Genomic DNA, 20682 nt, shown 5'->3' with positions numbered 1-20682 from the left:
GATGGAAGAATTCCATCGGATAAAGGGACGATCGCAGAGATTTTAAGAGAGAATGGCTATAACACTTTTGCAGTGGGTAAATATGGAGTGACTCCTGATGAGGATGCTACCGATGCAGGTCCATTTGACAGATGGCCAACAGGAAAAGGTTTTGATCATTTCTATGGTTTCTTAGGTTCTCAAACTGATCAGTACAATCCTGATTTGGTGGAAGATCAAGTGCACGTAAAACCTGATGGTCGCCATTTAAACGAACTTATTACTGACAAAGCAATCAGTTATATCCAAAAACAACAGAAAGCGGCACCTGGAAAACCATTCTTTTTATACTATGCGCCAGGAGCTGCTCACGCACCACATCAAGTGGAAGCTTCTTGGAGTGACCAATACAAAGGAAAATTTGACGAAGGTTGGGATGTATACCGTGAAAAAGTATTGGCTAATCAAAAGAAATTAGGAGTAATCCCTGCCAATGCAATATTGCCGGAACGCAATCCGATTATAGCTGATTGGAAAAAACTGACTCCAGACCAAAAGAAAGTCTATGCCAGATTCATGGAAGTTTATGCTGGATACCTTACCTATACGGATCACGAAATTGGAAGAGTGGTTAATTATTTGAAAGAAAGCAATCAATTGGATAACACTTTAATTTTCGTTGCCATTGGAGATAATGGAGCCAGTAAAGAAGGTACTCAGGTTGGTACAATTAGCCAAAATCTTTTTGCTAAAGGAGTAACTGACGAAAAGAATCTTCAGGATAATTTAGCCAACATAGGAGAAATTGGAACAGCGAAAGGTCTTAATACAAACTATCCATTGGGATGGGCACAAGCCACTAATGCACCTTTCAAAAATTGGAAGCAAGATGCACAATCAGAAGGAGGAACACGTAATCCTTTGATTGTTTTTTATCCAAAAGGAATTAAAGAAAAAGGCGGAATCAGAAACCAATATAGCCATGTGACGGATATTCTTCCTACTACATTGGAAATTGCTGGAATCAAAGCTCCTGAAAAAATTAAGGAAATTAAACAGGATATTATTCAGGGTTCTTCTTTATATGCTTCGTTGAATGACGCCAAAGCAGAATCATTACACAAAGTACAGTATTATTATATTTTTGGTAACAGAGCCATTTACAAAGATGGTTGGAAAGCGGGAGCAGCACATGCAAATCCTTTTACTTCACCAAATGCTGCCGGTAAAAATCAAGCACCAGTACCAAGCAATTTTGATAATGATGTTTGGGAATTATATAACCTAAACGAAGATTTTAACGAGCGAGTGAATTTGGCAAGTAAGTACCCTGAAAAATTAGAGGAACTTAAAAAGTTGTTTGATGAGCAAGCCAAAGAAAACAACGTTTATCCGTTAATTGATTGGCAGGATGTGTTAGGCAGAAAAATACACAATCCTACTGGAGACAAAAACCAGAATCTTCAGGAATTGATTCATAAAGCAACGCAAGCTGGCAGCTCTAATTAATAAAATAAAATTAGCGCTTAGTGAACAGTTAAGAGCGGTTGGCTTTTGTAATCACTAAGTGCTAATTTCTAATCACTTAAAAAAGTATGAAACTAATAGATTTTCAAATAATAGGAAAAAAGATTGTCGTCGGGGCGATTGTCTTTTTTGTGCCGTTAGTCATTTTGGCTGGAGGCTTAGCATTAGTAAATCATTTTTTAAAATAAGAAATCATGGCATTAGATCAAAAATTAAAAAGAAAACTAACAAAAGATTTAAGCATAAGTCTTTTAATTTACAGTTTGCCGGTATTGGCAATCTTACTTTATTTTAAATTAAGTAATGGTGATGTAAGTCAGTCGCATCTTGTATTACCATCATTTTTAGAATTCGCAAAACCTGCATTCGAAAACATTCGAACTTGGGGATTAATCGTTTTTATGCTGGTTTTAGGGACAGTTGAATTTGCCGCAGGTTTATACGATGACCAATGGACAGGAACTGAGCGAAAAATTGACATCATTTGTTTTCTGGCACCAAAACTGCTTTTGCCACCTGTGGTTGCTTTTTTTAGTTTAACAGCTTTACCATATTTAATTCCAAATTTGGCAAATACACTTTCTTGGGTTCCGTTTTGGGGAGGTTTTTTCTTAATTGCAATTGCCGATGATTTAACGCAGTATTGGTACCATCGTTTGCATCATCAAGTGCCATTTTTATGGCGTTTTCATAGAACGCACCATTCGGCTCCGTATATGGGAATGGCAATGGCTTCAAGACAAAACTTCCTTTACACAGTGTTTTTCTCCCAAATTTATTTGACGGCAACATTGACTTATTTAGGTTTAGGATTACCGGCTTTATTTGTTTTGGTTATCAAAAGTATAATCACATTGGGTGCACATTCCAGTCTTGCCTGGGACAAACCGTTTTACAAATACAAAGTGTTGCATCCTATTGCATGGGTTTTGGAACGACTTATTTCGACTCCGGCCACACACCACGCACATCACGCCGATACAAGCGGTGACGGTGTAGGTCATTTTAAAGGAAACTTTGGGAATATGTTTTTCCTATGGGACGTGATTTTTGGAACGGGTTTAATTACACGTAAATTCCCAGAATCATACGGAACGAAATCATACAAAAGTGAAGAATGGTATGCGCAGTTTTTGTGGCCAATATTCAAATCCAAAAAAGAAGGAAGTCCTTTAGCAGAAGGTGTGTTTGCACTGCCAATATCTCAAAAAAAAGAGTCAGTTTCATCAAATCCAAATCAATATGAACCAGTTCAATCTTAACAGGGTTAAAAACAGTATTACAGCAGTGTTGTTGTTCTTTGCCTTGGGTGTTTCTGCCCAAACTAAAAACACATTTACGTTGCAGTTAGATTCTTTTTCCGCAAAAATTAATGAGCAGACAAACCCACAGATAATTGATGCCAGAAGTGCCAATGAATTTGCGATAAACCATATCAATGGAGCGGTTAATTTTAATTTGGAAACACAAAACTATGCTAAATATGTATCCCAATTGGATAAATCAAAACCTGTGTTTATCTACTCTATTGCCTCATACCGAAGTGGTCTATTGGCAAACGAATTATTGAAAAACGGTTTTTCGGAAGTGCATGACTTAGAAGGAGGAATAGCTGCTTGGATAGGCGGAGGTAAACCTTTTTATTTCAATTCAAAAAGCAAATTGACCTTAGCGGAATACCAAAAAGTAGTAGCCGATAACAACACTGTTTTGGTCGATATCGGGTCAAGATATTGTGGCGCCTGCAAAAAAGTAAAACCCGTTTTGGAAACCATCAGAACCCAATATGGAGAGAATGTAAAAATCGTAGAAATTGATTTAGAAGATAACCCGCTGATCATAGCCGATTTAAAAACAGTGAAGGTTTTTCCAACTTTGATTTTATATCAAAAGGGTAAAATTGTTTTCAAAAAAGACGGTTTGGGTGATTTGAAAAAAGACGTTGATGTGGCTTTGGCCCATTAATAATGGTAAAATAAAAAATCATCAGTTGCTCCCGAAAGCTATAGAGAGTGGAATTAAATTAAGTTTTTTTGGTTATTTTGACTGAATGGAAATTACAGTGACATCAAACAGACAAAGTGAATCACATGATGAGCAATAAATGTGATTTCTTTGAATGTCAGAGTAGCTGTTGGAAATTCGGGGGAAAGTTTTTGGTTAGGTTTGGGCTTAATTTTAATTACATTACGCTTTCGGGGAAACGGATGATGAATGATAAAAATATGAAAATATATAGTTTAATAGCTGGAATTGTTTTTTCTGGTTTAAGTTCAATTTTTGCGCAAGAGAGTAAAGCGGTTGCTGTTGTTTCCACAAAAGAGTGTCAAGATTTTTGCAAGGCAAATACTTCTAAAAAAGCATTGCTGTTACAATCCATTAGTAATAGTTCCAAGGGGAACGCTGTTGCTACTTCAACCAATGGTATGGTTTGGGTCGCGGCAGGGAATTTCAGTATGGGAACTAATGATTATCCAGATGCAAAACCTATTCATGAAGTGAGTGTCAAAGGATACTGGATTGACGAGCACGAGGTAACGAATGCCCAATTTGCTACTTTTGTACAAGCAACAAATTATGTAACAGTAGCAGAAAGACCACTGAATCCAAATGATTATCCGGGGGTTCCGCTTGAAAATTTAGTGCCGGGTTCTGCGGTATTTTCTCCTCCAGCTGGTCAAGTTTCTTTGGAGAATATGCAACAATGGTGGAAATATGTACCGGGAGCCGATTGGAAACATCCTTCAGGGCCGGAAAGTAATATAGCTGGATTGGAAAATTATCCTGTGGTTCAAATTAGTTATGTAGATGCAAAGGCCTATGCAGAATGGGCTGGAAAGCGACTTCCAACGGAGGCAGAATGGGAGTTTGCCGCTAAGGCTGGAAGACCACAAACAAAATATTATTGGGGGACAGATCTTAAGCCAAACGGGAAATGGGTTGCCAATATTTTTCAAGGGAGTTTTCCCAATAATAATACAGCCGAAGATGGTTTTATTGGAGCCGCTCCCGTAAAATCATTTCTTAAAAATCCTTTTGGTATTTATGATTTGGAAGGAAATGTATGGGAATGGTGCAGTGATTTATACCGTGAAGATTATTATAAAAACAGCCCAAATGATAATCCAAAAGGACCTTCGACCAGTAATGATCCAGAAGAACCCGGGGTAGAAAAACACGTTCAAAGAGGTGGGTCTTTCTTATGCAGTGATCAATATTGTATTCGATATGTGGCGGGAAGCCGCGGAAAAGGCGAAACGACCAGTGCTTGTAATCACTTGGGATTTCGATGTGTGAAGGATAAACAATAAAGCTAAAGATCTAAATAAAATTTTTAAAAAATGTCACAAAACACAAAACAATTTGCAATTCACGAAGATTGGACGGTAGTAATCTTAGGTTTTCTGATTATTGGATTATCGCTTTCGGTTTTTCTTCTCCCAGTTCCAGTATTTAAATGGGCAAATTATGCTGAACTTGTAGAAGATGTGTTTGGCTATGTTAATTTAAAAATTGTTTTACAACAATTTATTTACCTAACGACTATTGGAACTTTAGGAACTTTTCTAATAGGGAAGTCTGTTAAGAATTTTCTGCTGGGGTTTCCGGCGGTATATGTACTGACGGTCGTTGCATTGACAATTGCAGGTAATGGTCAAGTAAAGGCGCTTAATCTGGAAGCAGTAATTTTTAGTCTTTTTATTGGCTTATTCATTGGTAATTTCTTTACGCTTCCAACTTGGTTTCGTGCGGCACTTTCTACAGAATTGTTTGTTAAAATTGGATTGATATTACTTGGTACCAGTGTGATTTTTTCAGATATTCTTAAGGCTGGTTTTTTAGGATTGATGCAGGCCTTAGTTGTGGTGGTGTCGGTTTGGTATTTTGCATTTTGGCTGTGCAAAAAATTAAAAGTAGACGATGAACTCACTATGATGATATCCAGTGCCGTTTCTATTTGTGGAGTTTCGGCTGCAATTGCGACCTCTGGCGCCATAAAAGGAGATTCAAAGAAACTTTCCTATGTGATTTCTATGGTATTGATTACGGCTATCCCAATGATGATTTTTATGCCAATTATTGCAAAGTATTTTAACTTTTCAGAAGAAGTGACTGGCGCTTGGCTCGGAGGCAGTATTGACACTACTGGAGCTGTGGTTGCATCAGGCTCATTGGTAGGTGAAACCGCTTTGAAAATAAGTACAATTGTAAAGTTTTCACAGAATGTGCTTTTAGGTATAGCGGCATTTGCGATATCCATATACTGGACATATACTAAGAATAAATCATCTGAGGTTATTGAGTCTAAACCGACTTTGAGAATCATCTGGGAACGTTTTCCAAAGTTCGTTATTGGTTTTATAACTGCGTCATTGGTTTTTTCTTTTCTGGTTCCAATTGAAATTAGAGATGCTACTAAAGACAGTTTGAAAAATCTACAGAGTATTTGGTTCGCTTTGGCTTTCACCAGCATTGGTTTAGAGACAAATTTTAAAGATTTATTGAATTCAAATAGTAAAAAACCGTTCTATGTTTTCTTAATAGCACAGACGTTTAATGTTATCATTACTCTAATCATTGCCTTTATTTTATTTGGCAAATGATTGAGCGTAATTAGCCGGGGAGAATGACCAATTCCTCAGGCTGTACAGTAAAATTAATTCTGTTATCATACGGAACAGAGTTGATTGATTTTGGGTCATACTTGATTTTTTTTTTTGTAAGTGCAATAATTCATTTTTGAATTGTTGCACTTTTTTGTAGGATATATATTCATTAAATATTTTTCTGTGTCAATTTGTCGATTTTTTTTGTTGGTTAGCGAAGTTTTTAATTATTTTTGAAGTAATGAATTTTTAAACAAAGCAAATGAGCTATAAAATTACACTACTTCTTACTGTCTTCTTTTCACTTTCACTTTTTGCTAATGTTTCTCAGGCAGAAAAGGATGTTCTTATAAAATTAAACCAAACGACCAATGGTGCTAAATGGATTAATAAATGGGATCTTTCTTTGCCAATGAACAAATGGTACGGAGTTAAAGTTGTTGACGATAAGGTAATTTCGATAAACTTAAACAATAATAATTTGACAGGTCGTATTCCTGTAGAGATTACTACATTGTTGAATTTGCAGGAACTGAATTTAGGTACCAATTTATTGAACGGTGAAATTCCGCTGAATATTGGTAATTTGAAGAATTTGCAAATTTTAGACCTTTCGTTTAATAAATTAACTGGTTTTATCCCTGTTTCAATTTGTACTTTACCTAATTTAAAAGCATTAGTACTTGATCGAAATATATTATCTGGTGAGTTGCCTCCACAAATTGGGAAGCTTTTGATGTTAGAAATTTTATCATTGTATGAAAATTCTTTTCAAGGACAATTACCTGTCTCTTTTTATGAGTTAAAAGCTTTAAAATCAGTATCTTTGTATTCTAATAGGTTTACAGGCAAATTAAGCCCTGCGATTGGTAATCTGGTATTGTTAGAAAATTTAAACCTTTTTGACAATGATTTTAAAGGTCAAGTCCCATTAGAATTGGAAAAATTAATCCATTTGAAAAAAATGAATATATCCTATAACTTGTTCTCGGGACTAGTTTCCAACAGATTATCATTATTGGATAAATTGAATATGACCATGCGAAATGAAGTAGGAAACGTAGTTTCGTTACCCGTTATTAAAGGGTAATAATTTCATTGCAAGGCTGCAAGAGATTTAAAGTTGTTTGTTTTAATACATTTAGTTAGAAAACCCTGTAAATTCATACATTACAGGGTTTTTCGTTTTTATATGTTTTCTGATTATAAAATTCTCCTTCCTTATTTTAGACCGCAAAATTTAAATTTCGATTATATTTAATCTATTGGTGTTGTGGTAATTGTATAATTATGTTAAATTAGTGGAAAAATTAATGTTTTTTTTACACACACACTTTATTGCAAACAGTTTTTTTGGAGTTGTGTTTTTCTGATTAATGGTCAATGAAACTCCTGTTTGAAATTAGTTCTTTCCTTTTTTGATTTGGTTTAAAATTTCTTAACATGATGAATCGTGCATGTTGTGGTTTTTTGAATCAACCTTGTCCGTGATTTAGTAATATTAGATATAACTTAATAAATAGAACAATGGCAGAATTAAAAAAACAGCAAACTGCGTTAGGAGACGCAGCAGCGAGACAGTTAGCAATTGCAACACGTTCGGTTCCTCAAATGGGAACAATAACCCCAAGATGGCTAACACATCTTTTGCATTGGGTTCCTGTAGAAGCGGGGGTGTACCGTTTGAATAAAGTAAAAGATGCAAAACAAATTGAAGTGGATTGTTCAAGAAGAGATGAACATGAACTTCCGAATACTTTTGTTGATTATATCGATAATCCTAAGGAGTATAATTTGGCCGCAGTGCAAACGATTGTTGATGTCCATACTCGCGTTTCGGATTTGTACAGTAAACCATATAACCAAATTACGGAGCAATTACGCTTGGCTATTGAAACTATTAAGGAAAGACAAGAAAGCGAATTAATCAATAATAAAGATTATGGCTTATTGAATAATGTTGTTCCTTCTCAAATTATTAAAACCAGAACAGGAGCACCTACGCCAGATGATTTGGACGAATTGCTGACCAAAGTCTGGAAGGAACCAGGTTTTTTCTTATTGCATCCGTTGGCTATTGCCGCATTTGGCCGTGAATGTACCCGTCGCGGAGTGCCACCGCCAACAACTTCTATGTTTGGTTCCCAGTTTCTAACTTGGAGAGGGATTCCACTTATCCCTTCGGATAAATTACCGATTCAGAAAGGGAAAACTAAAATCATTTTGATGCGTACAGGCGAAAGTCGTCAGGGTGTAATTGGACTTATTCTGCCAGGATTGCAAGGAGAACAGTCTCCTGGATTGTCCGTTCGTTTTATGGGGATCAATGAAAAAGCGATTGCTTCCTATTTGGTGTCGTTGTATTGTTCACTGGTAGTTACTGTTGATGATGCAATTGCAGTACTGGAAGATGTGCAAATAGATAAGTATCATGAATACAAATAGTAACAATATCGGATTGCCGAATATTGAGGATTTGCAGCATTTAGCCAATGAGTTGTTCAGTGCCCTGCCCAATGAATTTCCAAAAGAGATTTCCCTGAGTCCAGATCATAATGAACATCCTCGTGCCACTAAAATTGCTGAAACACTCCTCTCAGCCGGTAATTTAGGTCAGGTAGAAACCATATTTCCGGTAAGTAGCCATGATACTTTAATGGCTCAATCGGGTTATGCGCCGCCTATAATTCAAAATCAAGTTGGAAGCCCTTTGGGTTTTTCGCAATCTCCTCCGTCTATGGGAGGTTTTGGAGGTTCTCCGTCGGCTGCTTCCTATGGGAATTTAGGGGTTTTGGGTGTGCATTCCAATTCTTTTTCAGATTATCCCGATCCTACAATTTTGGAACAGAAGCTAAACGGGGTTGATACTTCAAAATATGCTTTGGGAAGTGGTGAGACACCATTTGCTATCGGTACGGGCAATAACGTCAACATGGAAAATCCTCAGACAGGTTTTGCCGATTTGAATTTAAAGGATAAAGAAGAGTCACCCTATTTGCCATTTGAATACGAAGGAGCTTCTTTTGAGGCCGAATTAAAAACGGCATTGGATTTGGTGAATACCAGTTTTGGGATTCCTTTAGAAACTGGAGCTATCGGTTTCGAACAAAAGAGCAGTTATTATTTTTTAGATCAAAACCCGTTTGCTTTTGATTCCAGAAAACCTGCGATTTCATCTGTTATACCCATTCAACAACAATCCAGAAGCGGATGGGTTGGTTCTAATTTTGATGCTAATTTGATCAAGAAAGACTTTCCGATTTTGAGTGAAAAGGTAAACGGGAAACCGTTAATTTGGTTCGATAATGCGGCGACCACACAAAAACCAAAGGCAGTTATTGATCGTGTAGCCTATTTTTACGAACATGAAAATTCCAACATTCATCGTGCAGCACACGAAATGGCAGCAAGAGCTTCGGATGCTTATGAAGCCGCGCGCGAAAAAGTAAGAGTGTTCCTGAATGCAGGTTCAGTGAACGAAATTATATTTGTTCGCGGAGCAACCGAAGGTGTCAATTTGGTGGCCGAAAGTTGGGGAAACCATAATCTGGTTGCAGGCGACGAAATAATTGTCAGCCATTTGGAGCACCATGCCAATATTGTTCCTTGGAAACGTTTAGCCGACAAAAAAGGGCTGATTTTGAGAGTGATTCCGGTGGATGATGATGGACAGATTTTACTTGATGAATATGCGAAATTGCTGAATTCGAAAACAAAATTGGTCGCTTTTACACAAGTTTCAAATGCGTTGGGAACTGTGACACCTGCCAAGCAGATGGTGGATATGGCACATGCTGTTGGCGCCAAAGTATTGTTGGACGGTGCACAGTCGGTTTCTCATATGAAAGTAGATGTTCGTTATCTTAATGCCGATTGGTTGGTTTTCTCAGGACATAAATTGTTCGCGCCAACAGGAATTGGAGTCGTGTATGGAAAAGAAGATTTGCTGAACGAAATGGAGCCCTATCAATCCGGCGGTAATATGATTCAGGATGTGACTTTTGAGGAAATCAAATATCATAAAGCACCAAATCGTTTTGAAGCCGGAACCGGAAATATTGCCGATGCGATAGGTCTTGGCGCTGCAATCGACTACATTTCGAAAATTGGTATTGAAGCAATCGGGCAGTATGAGCATTATTTATTGGAATATGCCACGCATTTGCTAAAACAGATTCCTGGGGTTCGATTAATAGGTACGGCGGCCAATAAAGCGAGTGTGCTTTCGTTCACTTTAGAAGGGTTTACCAATGATGAGGTTGGAAAAGCACTGAACAGGGAAGGCATTGCGGTGCGTACGGGACACCATTGTGCACAGCCTATTTTAAGAAGAATGGGAGTGGAAACGACCGTTCGCCCTTCATTGGCGTTTTATAATACTTGTCAGGATGTAGATGTGTTTATAGAAACGCTTTGGCGGTTAAAAACTGATAAATAAACAGCAAAAACCTCAGGACAATCCTGAGGTTTTTTGTTTGATTTAGTTGCTCTTTTTGATATAAATTAAAGTGAATAAATTATGAAAATTTTACATACTTAATTTCATTCGTAATCATTTTATTAATTAGCTTTGTTATAAACTGATAATTTAACAGACGTTATTATATCAATTTCTTATTTTTAAAAGCTTTAATAAAGAATTCAACGAATATTGAGTTGAGACGATAAAATTTAATTTAACCACATTTTAATCTTAAATAGTATGGTAGTACAGTATCAAGGAGAGCAAAACGGAATCCCAACAACATTCACTTTAAGAATCATCGGAAACAATCTATCGAAAAGTAGTTCGAATTATCAAATTGATTTATTGGTAGGCGACAAACAGTTACCAACTTTTACGACATTAATTCACCAGAGTTTGTCTAATTGCTTAAAGGAAATTTACTTGTTCAGAAAACACAACGGTATCAAGTTTGATGCTGCTTCAGAGAAAGTTGCGCCAAAATTAGTTCCTTACGATTTGGTTTTATACAACGCTCACAAGCAAGGTTTGTTTGCTGCATAAGCCAATTTCTTAAACGCATAAAAAAAGACTGTTCATGATTGAGCAGTCTTTTTTTATGGATTAGTAACATACTGTAAATCAAAAGAATCGTATATTTCAAGGACAAACAACATATCTTGAACGCAATATACCTCAACAAAAAACTTAAAATATTTGAAATTCCATTGTTTTTTAATCCTTTTTAATAAATTGGTTAGATATTTCACATTTTCCCGCTCGGGAGCAAAAAAGTTTATGGATTTAGAGTTCGTTTAGAATCTTTAAATCTTCCAGTAGAAGGTTCGAATTCTGTACCATTAGGGTCATAAGTATATTGTAAAAAGCCTGTAATCCTTCCGTTTTACAGGCTTTTTTTATGGTTCGAAAATCCTTTCGATTATTTTTTTATTGTTTACAAATTCAGTGTTTGCAGGTAATTATGGTTCGGACCCCGTCAAGGGATCTTCAATTTCTAGACCTAACATTTTTTGTTTTAATAAAGGTAAGTTCTATACCTCTTAACTTTGTCTCCACTTTTTATTTGCATATTCACTCACTTACGCGCTGCGCTATGGCAATGGAAGAAAAAAGAATGACCAAGAATGTCAGGATTTAATTTTTCATAAGTATTATTTTTTAATTAATAAAAACGTAATACAAAGTTTAAATACGAATCTGTAGCAAGTTTGAATTTTTTAAAATTTGATTCTAAAACTATGTAAATTATTGGAAAAGCTGTAGTTTATTTTCCAATGGTTAACTTCCGTTATTTTTTTAATGATTGACAGACCAAGCCCATTTCCCTGAGTAGAAGGGTCAGTTTTGGAAAAACGGTTAAAGAGTTTCTTAATTTGTAAAGGGGTTGTTTGACCACTGTTCAGAAATATCAATTCATCCTCAAGAGTTGTAATAATGATTTTGCCGTTCTTTTCATTGTGGCGGATGGCATTTAAAAACAAATTATTGATCAGTACCTCAGTAAGGGCTGGATTTCCTGTTACACTTAGAGTTGAAGTAAACTCTGTAATGATCGTTAGGTTTTTTGCATTGGCCTGTTCGGTAAAAAAGTCCAAATGTTTTTTAATATAATCATTAAGGACAATCGTGTTTTTTTCAAGAAAACTTTCATTGTCAATTTTAGAAAGTAATAATAGATTTTTATTAAGTCTGTTGAGTCTTGATACATGCATATTTAATGAAGCAACCAAATTGGACTGTTCTTTGTTCAGATCTAGCTGGGTCAATGTATCAATTTTAGTCTGGAACAAGGCTAAGGGAGTCTGCAGTTCATGAGCGGCATTTTCAACAAACTCCCTCTGGCTTTTGTAGATGGCTGTATTTTTTTTAATAAGCCTTTCCAAACTTGTATTAAGACGGTTAAATTCGTCGATATCAGTAGGGATGAAAAGTGGCGGTTTATTTTTATCGATTTCAAAATCCTCAATTTGATTCAACGTATTGTAAAAAGGACTCCAGATTTTGGTGGCAGTGGCTTTTGAGATCCAGATAATCCCGATCAGAAGTGCAATGATGATAAAGAGAAACATGAAAGCGATGCTGAAAACCATTCCTTCCATTTCCAGCAGGTTGATTTTCTCAGTGTAGGTGTATCTTTTGCCATTTATATCCACAGGGGCATAAAGAATCCGGAAAGGTTCTTTTTCATGGGCTATAGAGTCAAACAGCATACCTCCAGAAGTAGAGTCTTTAGTTACTCCCATATCTGCCACTATCATAACATCACGGTTGTATTTGTTCCATAGGTCAATATCGGCCTGTGTAAAATCTTTAAGACTTTCCTTTATAAAAGCACCTTTGTGAAAATGCAGTACTTCATCAGTTTCGTAAATATAAAGTTGTTGGCTAATGTAGTAAAATAATGGTGCCGCTATTAATAGAATAACGATAGCAAATGCAAGAAAACCGTTTGTTGTTTTGTTAAGTAATTTTTTATTATTCATTTTCCCATTTATATCCCAGACCATAAGCTGTTTTGATGTAGTCGCCGCTTCCTGCTCGGTGAAGTTTCTTTTTTAGATTTTTGATATGCGCATAGATGAAATCATGGTTATCGAGCATATCAGCCATGTCACCGGAGAGATGTTCGGCGATGGCTGCTTTGGATAGCACCTTATTTTCATTGCCTATTAAGAAAAGAAGCAGATCCAGTTCCTTTTTGGTCAGATCTAATTTTATATTGTTTACCATTACAGATTTGGAGAAGATCTCAATAACAATTTCGTTGAAAATAATGCTGTTATTTCCTTTGAAATTTTTTCGACGTATAAGGGCCTGCATTCGCACGAGGAGTTCCGAGAGATGAAAAGGTTTGGTCAGATAATCATCTGCCCCAAGGTTGAATCCTTCCAGACGCGTTTCGAGTGTTTCTTTGGCAGAAACCACAATGACTCCGTCTGTTTTGTTTTTCCTTTTAAGTTCCCTTAGTATTTCAAATCCGTCACCATCAGGCAGCATCAGGTCCAAAAGTATGCAGTCATAATCATAGGAATCAATTTTGTTCAGTGCTAAATTATAATTTTCGGCCGTTTCACATTGGATCCCATTGGTTCTAAAATAATTTTTGATGCTTTGAGCAATTTCCAGCTCATCTTCGATAATTAAAATTTTCATGCTGCAAGTTTATATATAAATTTTGAAGAAAATTTGAATCAAAAATGATTTGTGTTTGTTTTCTAACAAAATCTAAAGTAATGATCTAAGAGCAAAAAAGGAAATATTTTCGGTATTAAAATCAGGTGCATTTTTTTTGCAAATTATGGTTACTTTTGAATTAATTCTGATTTTTAAAAAAAAATATACGTACAAATATTTTAATAGTTTTTAATAATGTTTATTTTATATAAAAAAAACAAGTTTAGACTATTTTTACTTGTTTAGCCCTTTTTTTTGCTTTTATATTTGTGAAAATATTTTTTTTTAATTCAATCTAAATAACCTTAATAATGAATTTAAAAAAGTAAAAGCTATCTGTATTACCGATCTTATTTTTTGTCTAAATCAGTCAACTTTTTACTGACGATTCATATTTTTTTGTTAGTAGGAAAAGCAGTGTGTGGAAACAGCAGTTCGCTTCGGTGCACTCAATAGCAGTCTTCGTAATACTTGCAGTTTTGTTATTTGCCTTTATACCGAGAGAGTTGAGATTTAAAAATTCACGAATTTTTTAAATAATCACTATAGGATTGATTCTTGTTCTTGTCAAGGTGGGTGTGGGAATATATTATCCACTAGATGTTATTGTAGGGAGTGTTATCGAACATATCCCTGGTCTTGTGGTTATTTAATGGGCCGAAAATATAAAATATGGACTTAGATTAATAAAAAAAACTATCCGATATTTATCGTATTATTTGTGATTTGTTGTGTTTGCTTAATCAACAAAATAATTAATGAAAGTTTAATCATCTTTATATTTAGTATTTATTAGTTTAGTTGTTTCACTATATAAAATTAATACTGTTTATGCCAAAAAGTAACTTAAGATTAACTCATTTTGTTTTAATGATGAGTTTTCTGAATTTTGTATTCTTTCATTTGCCTTTTTATACCTATGTCTTTAATAATGTTGATTATAAAGGCTTTAACGGTATTGTTTTGATTATAAGTTTGGTAATTCTTATGCTGGTTTTAAATGCTTTTGTTTTTTACCTTATATTCTCTCTTTCTCGTTATGCTGGAAAATTTTTATTGGTTACATTCTTTATGATCAATGCAGTTGCAGTTTACTTTGTTAATACGTACAGTATTATAATAGATGAAAGCATGGTCGGTAATGTACTTAACACCAATTATGAAGAGGCCAGTAGTTTTTTCTCCATTAGATTGATCGTTTATCTAATCTTTCTTGGTATTCTTCCCAGTATCTATATTATTAGAGTCAATATAATAAATGTTGCATTGAAGAAATTCTTAACTCTCTCTTCTCTGACCTTATTATTTATTATCGTTTTGATATTTGCCAATGCAAGTAACTGGCTGTGGATTGATAAAAACTCCAAACAATTAGGAGGTCTTACAATGCCCTGGTCATATTCGGTAAATACTTCGCTTTTTTATATTCATAAATACAAGAAAAATGAAAAAGAAATTTTACTGCCAAATGCTATAATAAAAGATAACCAGAAGGCAGTTCTCGTTTTAGTGATTGGTGAATCTGCAAGAAGCCAGAATTTTTCTCTGTACGGTTACAAGAAAAATACCAATCCGCTGCTTTCCAAAACAAAGAATATATTTCATTTTAATGCCACTTCCTGCGCTACAAATACTACCGCTGGTGTAAAATGTATTTTGGAACATACTAATTCAGATGATTTATATGAAATCTTACCCAATTATCTCTATAGGAATAATGTAGAGGTTGTCTGGAGAACGACAAACTGGGGAGAACCTCCGGTTCATATCAAGGAGTATCAAAATAGAGATGTTTTAAAGGTAGATTGTAAAGGAGAAGGGTGCAATTATGATGAAGTTCTTTTAGCGGGACTAAAAGAGCAGATTTTGGCCAGTAAAAAAAATAAAATACTGATTATACTGCACACCAGTACAAGCCACGGACCTACCTACAGCAAGAAATACCCGCCTTCGTTTGAAATTTTTAAACCGGTCTGCAATAGCGTCGAACCTGGAAAATGTTCTCAAAAGGAACTCCTGAATGCTTATGATAATACCATTGTTTACACGGATTATATTCTATCGAAAGTAATTGAAGATCTAAAGCAGTTAAAAGAGTATAAAAGTGCCATGATTTTTGTTTCAGATCATGGAGAATCTTTAGGGGAAAAAAATCTATACATGCACGGAGTGCCAATAAGCATTGCTCCTAAAGAACAATACGAGATACCTTTTATAGTATGGGTGTCTGATAATTCAAGACAACTAAAGTCTAATAAAAAGCTATCTCAAAACCATGTGTTTCATAGTGTTTTAAATTTTTTAAATATACAAAGTCCTGTTTATAATGAGGAAATGAACATTTTTAAATAATCAGAGTTTTGAATAAAAGTGTTTTAGTATCATTGTTGGTTACTATATTATGATTTGGATGGGCAGATAAAAAAGCAGAATAGAAGTGAAGCTAGATTTTGTTTAATTTTGTTATGATTTAAAATTAGAGATTTATTGGTAATTTCATCTTTGAGGTAAGTTTTGGAATAAGCAAAAACTTAGGCTATTTAAAATCAAGGATTATAAATAGCAAACCACAGGTAATTGTTCGGGATTATCAATAATTAAAAAAAATGCAGATAGCAATCAATGGAATGTTATTTATAATTTTAAAGATAATCTTTAGATTTTTGAGATCCATTTCTAAAATTCAATATTTCTTCAAAATCGGTTTACACCTTTGGTTATTATAAATTCTTAAATTAGTAGTAATGAAAAAAATAATATTATCATTAATAATTATTGCTTATATTTCTAATAGTTATAGCCAGGAATATAAAGTTTCAAAAAAAATTAAAATAACAGGTAACGAAGGTTGGGATTACCTGGCGGTTGATGAAGTAAATCAACATCTATTTGTTTCTCACGGAAGTGTTGTCAATGTAGTCGATTTAATTTCGGAAAAAGTAATTGCAACAATTGCCGATACTAAAGGTGTTCACGGAATTGCAATTGCAAATGATTTAAATAAAGCTTTTATCACCGATGGAAAAGACAATTCCGTTACGATTGTTGACCTTAAAACTTTCGAATTGATTGAAAAAGTTGCGATAGAAGGTCAAAAACCAGATGCCGTCTTGTACGATCAATTTTCTAAAAAAGTTTTTGCATATAATGCCAATTCGAATGATGCAACCGTTCTGGATGCCATTACCAATAAAGTTATAAAGACAATTCCATTGGGTGGAAAACCTGAATTTTCGGTTACAAATACCAAAGGTTTGATTTATGTTAATATTGAAGATAAAAACGAAATCAAAACGATAGATGCATCTAAATTAGAAGTAATTGCAACTTGGAGTATTGCGCCTGGCGATGAGCCTTCAGGTTTAGCCATTGATTTGGATTCCAATAGATTATTTTCGGTTTGTGGCAATAAATTGATGATTGTTGTTGATGCTTCAAATGGAAAAGTTATCAAAACACTACCAATTGGCGATGGTTGTGATGGCGTTGCTTTTGATGCCAAAAAGAAACTTGCTTTTAGTTCCAATGGTGAAGGAACAATTACGGTTGTAAAAGAACAAAATGCAAATAAGTTTTCGGTTCTTGAAACGGTAAAAACTCAAAAAGGGGCAAGAACCATTGCATTAAACAAAACTAAGGGTGATTTATATTTGACCACCGCTGATTTTGGATCAAAATCAAAACCAAGTACCGAAAATCCAAATCCTAGAGCTTCTATTATTCCAGATTCTTCAGTGGTTTTGGTTGTAGCGAATAGTAGCAAAAAATAATTTTATTTTATAAACCAGTTAATGAAAATTATCTTTTTTTTAGTTTTAAGCTTTATTAGCCTGGAGTCTTTTTCGCAAGAAAAAGACTTGCGGTTTTATATCGAAAAGGCACAAAATAATTCACCATTGCTAAAGGATTTATCAAATCAGATTCAATCCAATACTATTGACAGCTTGCTTAACCGGGCTACTTATAGAACTCAGGTAACGGGAAATCTGAATGCGAATTATGCGCCAGTTATCAATGGAATTGGCTATGATAAAGCTGTAACCAATGGACAAACTGTTTCTGGTTTGGTTGGAATTAACCAAAAAATAATTGGTAAGAATATTGCAGATTCACAGGCGGAAAGTTTCAAAATTTTAAAAGAGAGTTTGGTTTTGAATAAAAAAATAGCTCTCAAAGATTTGAATAAAGTAATCATCGACCAATATATTACTGCTTACGGAAGCGCCGAACAAATAGTCTATAACCAAAAAATGATTGAACTGTTGAATAACGGTGCCAATACTCTAAAAAAGTTAACCCAAAATTCTATTTATAAGCAAACGGACTATTTAATTTTTTATTCAACGGTAAAGCAACAAGAATTACAGGTTTTGCAACTGAAACAGCAATATCAAAATGATTTAGGATTACTCAATTATTTGTCAGGTGAGGCCGATACCACTTTTGTGAGTTTGGTAAAACCAGACATTAGCTTAAAAACGATTTCAAGTCCTGAAAAACCAGTTTTCTTTAAACAGTTTGAAGTCGATAGTTTGAAAATTGTCAATCAGAGTAAGTTGATAGATATCGCTTATAAACCAACATTGGCTTTATTAGGTGATGCTGGTTATTTGTCCAGTTTTGAGTATCAACCGTACAAAAACTTTGGCTTTAGTGTTGGGTTGGGTTTGTCAATTCCTATTTATGACGGTAATCAAAGGTCATTACAGCATCAAAAAAATGAACAGGCTGTTGCCACTAATTTGGCTTACAAAAACCATTTTAACAAACAATACAAACAACAATTGCTGATCCTTAATCAAAAACTCAAGCAGGCTGTTGAAACAGGAAATCAATTGCAATCTCAGCTCCAAATAACAGATGCGCTAATTGAAGCAGATAAAAAATTATTGCTGTCTGGTGATGCCCAAATCACAGATTTTGTAATTGCGATTGGCAATGTTATCACTTTAAATAATTCAATTTCTCAGAATAAAATCAATAAATTACTGCTTATTAACGAAATCAATTATTGGATTTCTAATGACTAATATGATGAAGAAATCATTTACTATTTATATACTAATTTCAGTTTTAATTATCTCCTGCAAAGATGTCCCAGCACCAGAAGAGCCAACTGATGTTCGCGTTCCAGTAACATTGACTTCTATTGACACGACGGGTTTACAAAGCTATATCGACCTGAATGCTACTGCCACTTATCTGGTCAAAAACGTTATTAAAGCCAATGCAACGGGCTATTTGAATTCTGTAAATGTGGCGACAAATGATTATGTTGCCAATGGTCAGGAATTATTTTCGATAAAAACGCGAGAAGCAAAAGTGCTAGGAAATTCCATTAACAAAATAGATCCAACTTTAGGTTTTGGCGGAGCAATTAAAGTACTTTCTAACACCACTGGAATTGTGACGATGGTCAATGTGCAGCAAGGCGATTATGTACAGGATGGAGATGCTTTGGTTACAATAAATGATGCCAAAAGTTTTGCAATTGTTTTGAGTTTGCCTTTTGAATTAAAAAAATACATTTCGATTGGTCAGCAATTAAATGTTGTTTTGCCTGATAATTCGACAAGAACAGCGACGGTCCAGAAATTTTCTCCTACAGTTGACGCTACTTCGCAAACCCAAAATGTAGTTTTGAAAATAAATGGCAAACAAGATATTCCGGAGAATTTAATTGTAAAAGTGAGGATAACCAAAACGTCAAGCAACAAAGCTATTTCCTTGCCAAAATTGGCTGTTTTAAGTGATGAAACTGAGACTGATTTTTGGATAATGAAAATGATAGACGCCAATACAGCAGTTAAGATTCCGATAGAAAAAGGAGTTCAAACAGAAGACAAAGTTGAAATTCTTTCTCCTGTTTTATCTCCAAAAGACAAAATTTTGTTGACAGGAAATTATGGAGTTGGAGATACGATTAAAGTAAAAGTTATTAAAGATAAATAAAGATGAATAACTTTTATGTAAAGCATAGAAACGGATTGAGCACAATTATTTTCCTGATTATTTTAGGCGGTTTTTTCGCGTATTCCAAAATGCAGACCAGTTTATTTCCAGAAATTACTTTTCCAAAAATAAAAATCATCGCCGATGCGGGACAGCAACCCATCGATAAAATGATGATAACGGTTACCAAACCTCTTGAAAATGCCATTAAAAAAGTACAAGATTTAAAATCCGTTCGCAGTACCACCAGTCGTGGGAGCTGTGAAATTTCGGCGTTTATGGATTGGAAAGCAGATATAGATTTGAGCAAAACCCGTATTGAAGAGCAGATTAACCAAATCCAAAATAATCTTCCACCAGATACTCAAATTACGGTGGAAAAAATGAATCCGTCAATTCTGCCTGTAATTGGTTACGCCATTGAAGGCAAAGGTATGTCTCCCATTGAATTAAAGAAGATTGCCAATTTCACGATTAAACCCTTTCTTTCCCAAATTGACGGTGTTTCCGAAATTAGAATCATTGGAGGTAAAGAAAAAGAGTATTGGTTGTCATTGGACTTTGAAAAAATGAGAGCACTTGGCATTTCGCCAAATAGTATTTCACAAGTTTTAAGCCAAACTAATTTTATAAAATCCAATGGCTATTTGTCTGATTATCGTTATTTGTATTTGACCATTACCGATGCTCAAGTCGATAAAAAAGAAGAGTTGGAAAATCTTGTAATTCTCAATAACGGCAAAGGAATTATTACATTAAAAGATATTTCGACTGTTGAAATCAAAGAGGCTAAAGAATACATAAAAGTCAATGCCAATGGCAAAGAGAGCATTTTGGTTGCTGTAATCAAACAGCCTAATGCTAATTTGATTACGCTTACAAGCGATATGAATGTAAAGTTGGCATCTTTAAACAAGATCCTGCCAAACGGTATTACAATAAAACCTTTTTATGAACAGGCAACTTTTGTAAACGATG

General features: G+C 34.8%; 16 protein-coding genes. 14 read left to right on the top strand and 2 right to left on the bottom strand.

The window, feature by feature from the left end:
• The 9 genes from VFS71_RS08165 to VFS71_RS08125 all read left to right on the top strand — a co-directional run.
• Positions 1–1488: sulfatase-like hydrolase/transferase (locus VFS71_RS08165; RefSeq protein ID WP_326400454.1), on the top strand; the 1488-nt coding region annotated here is incomplete at its 5' end.
• A gap of 212 nt (positions 1489–1700) precedes the next feature.
• Positions 1701–2768, top strand: a complete 1068-nt coding sequence (locus tag VFS71_RS08160) for a sterol desaturase family protein (RefSeq protein WP_326400453.1) — start codon at positions 1701–1703, stop codon at positions 2766–2768.
• Positions 2749–3471, top strand: coding sequence for a thioredoxin domain-containing protein (locus VFS71_RS08155; protein ID WP_326400452.1), 723 nt, complete (start codon positions 2749–2751; stop codon positions 3469–3471). The genes VFS71_RS08160 and VFS71_RS08155 overlap by 20 nt, the downstream gene beginning before the upstream one ends.
• A 260-nt stretch (positions 3472–3731) precedes the next feature.
• Positions 3732–4817, top strand: coding sequence for a formylglycine-generating enzyme family protein (locus tag VFS71_RS08150; protein WP_326400451.1), 1086 nt, complete (start codon positions 3732–3734; stop codon positions 4815–4817).
• Positions 4818–4847: 30 nt separating this feature from the next.
• Positions 4848–6110, top strand: a complete 1263-nt coding sequence (locus tag VFS71_RS08145; protein ID WP_326400449.1) for a YeiH family protein — start codon at positions 4848–4850, stop codon at positions 6108–6110.
• A gap of 265 nt (positions 6111–6375) precedes the next feature.
• On the top strand, positions 6376–7203 hold the full coding sequence (locus tag VFS71_RS08140; protein ID WP_326400448.1) for a Two component regulator three Y domain protein: 828 nt from the start codon (positions 6376–6378) through the stop codon (positions 7201–7203).
• A gap of 437 nt (positions 7204–7640) precedes the next feature.
• A complete protein-coding gene (locus VFS71_RS08135; RefSeq protein ID WP_326400447.1) occupies positions 7641–8558 on the top strand; it encodes a family 2A encapsulin nanocompartment shell protein in 918 nt (305 codons plus the stop codon).
• Positions 8545–10551 (top strand): family 2A encapsulin nanocompartment cargo protein cysteine desulfurase, encoded by a 2007-nt coding sequence (locus VFS71_RS08130; RefSeq protein WP_326400446.1) that lies wholly within the window; start codon positions 8545–8547, stop codon positions 10549–10551. Before VFS71_RS08135 ends, VFS71_RS08130 begins: the two co-directional genes overlap by 14 nt.
• Before the next feature lie 264 nt (positions 10552–10815).
• On the top strand, positions 10816–11121 hold the full coding sequence (locus VFS71_RS08125; protein ID WP_326400445.1) for a hypothetical protein: 306 nt from the start codon (positions 10816–10818) through the stop codon (positions 11119–11121).
• Between the two features lie 674 nt (positions 11122–11795).
• On the opposite strand, the gene VFS71_RS08120 is transcribed toward VFS71_RS08125, so the two are convergent.
• Both VFS71_RS08120 and VFS71_RS08115 read right to left on the bottom strand, forming a co-directional pair.
• Positions 11796–13061: a HAMP domain-containing sensor histidine kinase gene (locus VFS71_RS08120; protein ID WP_326400444.1), complete on the bottom strand. Its 1266-nt coding sequence runs from the start codon at positions 13059–13061 to the stop codon at positions 11796–11798.
• Positions 13054–13731 (bottom strand): response regulator transcription factor, encoded by a 678-nt coding sequence (locus VFS71_RS08115; protein ID WP_326400442.1) that lies wholly within the window; start codon positions 13729–13731, stop codon positions 13054–13056. The genes VFS71_RS08120 and VFS71_RS08115 overlap by 8 nt, the downstream gene beginning before the upstream one ends.
• Before the next feature lie 852 nt (positions 13732–14583).
• Between VFS71_RS08115 and eptA the strand changes: the two genes are divergently transcribed.
• The 5 genes from eptA to VFS71_RS08090 all read left to right on the top strand — a co-directional run.
• Entirely contained in the window at positions 14584–16104 is a 1521-nt protein-coding gene (gene eptA, locus VFS71_RS08110) for a phosphoethanolamine--lipid A transferase EptA (RefSeq protein WP_326400440.1), read from the top strand.
• Between the two features lie 392 nt (positions 16105–16496).
• Positions 16497–17522 carry a hypothetical protein gene (locus VFS71_RS08105; RefSeq protein WP_326400439.1) on the top strand — a complete coding sequence of 342 codons (1026 nt, stop codon included), beginning with the start codon at positions 16497–16499 and terminating at the stop codon, positions 17520–17522.
• A 21-nt stretch (positions 17523–17543) separates the two neighbouring features.
• Positions 17544–18782: a TolC family protein gene (locus tag VFS71_RS08100; protein WP_326400438.1), complete on the top strand. Its 1239-nt coding sequence runs from the start codon at positions 17544–17546 to the stop codon at positions 18780–18782.
• A gap of 4 nt (positions 18783–18786) precedes the next feature.
• Positions 18787–19704 (top strand): efflux RND transporter periplasmic adaptor subunit, encoded by a 918-nt coding sequence (locus VFS71_RS08095; RefSeq protein ID WP_326400437.1) that lies wholly within the window; start codon positions 18787–18789, stop codon positions 19702–19704.
• 2 nt (positions 19705–19706) lie between these two features.
• A partial coding sequence (locus VFS71_RS08090; protein WP_326400436.1) for an efflux RND transporter permease subunit occupies positions 19707–20682 on the top strand: 976 nt, incomplete at its 3' end.

Source organism: Flavobacterium sp. (genome assembly GCF_035760125.1).
Taxonomy (GTDB): Bacteria; Bacteroidota; Bacteroidia; order Flavobacteriales; family Flavobacteriaceae; genus Flavobacterium.
This window is presented reverse-complemented; position numbering and strand designations above follow the sequence as displayed.

Bases quoted from the DNA above. Each gene is read 5' to 3' on its own strand.
- VFS71_RS08160 (WP_326400453.1), top strand. From the start codon at position 1,701: ATGGCATTAGATCAAAAATTAAAAAGAAAACTAACAAAAGATTTAAGC.
- VFS71_RS08155 (WP_326400452.1), top strand. From the start codon at position 2,749: ATGAACCAGTTCAATCTTAACAGGGTTAAAAACAGTATTACAGCAGTG.
- VFS71_RS08150 (WP_326400451.1), top strand. From the start codon at position 3,732: ATGAAAATATATAGTTTAATAGCTGGAATTGTTTTTTCTGGTTTAAGT.
- VFS71_RS08145 (WP_326400449.1), top strand. From the start codon at position 4,848: ATGTCACAAAACACAAAACAATTTGCAATTCACGAAGATTGGACGGTA.
- VFS71_RS08140 (WP_326400448.1), top strand. From the start codon at position 6,376: ATGAGCTATAAAATTACACTACTTCTTACTGTCTTCTTTTCACTTTCA.
- VFS71_RS08135 (WP_326400447.1), top strand. From the start codon at position 7,641: ATGGCAGAATTAAAAAAACAGCAAACTGCGTTAGGAGACGCAGCAGCG.
- VFS71_RS08130 (WP_326400446.1), top strand. From the start codon at position 8,545: ATGAATACAAATAGTAACAATATCGGATTGCCGAATATTGAGGATTTG.
- VFS71_RS08125 (WP_326400445.1), top strand. From the start codon at position 10,816: ATGGTAGTACAGTATCAAGGAGAGCAAAACGGAATCCCAACAACATTC.
- VFS71_RS08120 (WP_326400444.1), bottom strand. From the start codon at position 13,061: ATGAATAATAAAAAATTACTTAACAAAACAACAAACGGTTTTCTTGCA.
- VFS71_RS08115 (WP_326400442.1), bottom strand. From the start codon at position 13,731: ATGAAAATTTTAATTATCGAAGATGAGCTGGAAATTGCTCAAAGCATC.
- eptA (WP_326400440.1), top strand. From the start codon at position 14,584: ATGCCAAAAAGTAACTTAAGATTAACTCATTTTGTTTTAATGATGAGT.
- VFS71_RS08105 (WP_326400439.1), top strand. From the start codon at position 16,497: ATGAAAAAAATAATATTATCATTAATAATTATTGCTTATATTTCTAAT.
- VFS71_RS08100 (WP_326400438.1), top strand. From the start codon at position 17,544: ATGAAAATTATCTTTTTTTTAGTTTTAAGCTTTATTAGCCTGGAGTCT.
- VFS71_RS08095 (WP_326400437.1), top strand. From the start codon at position 18,787: ATGAAGAAATCATTTACTATTTATATACTAATTTCAGTTTTAATTATC.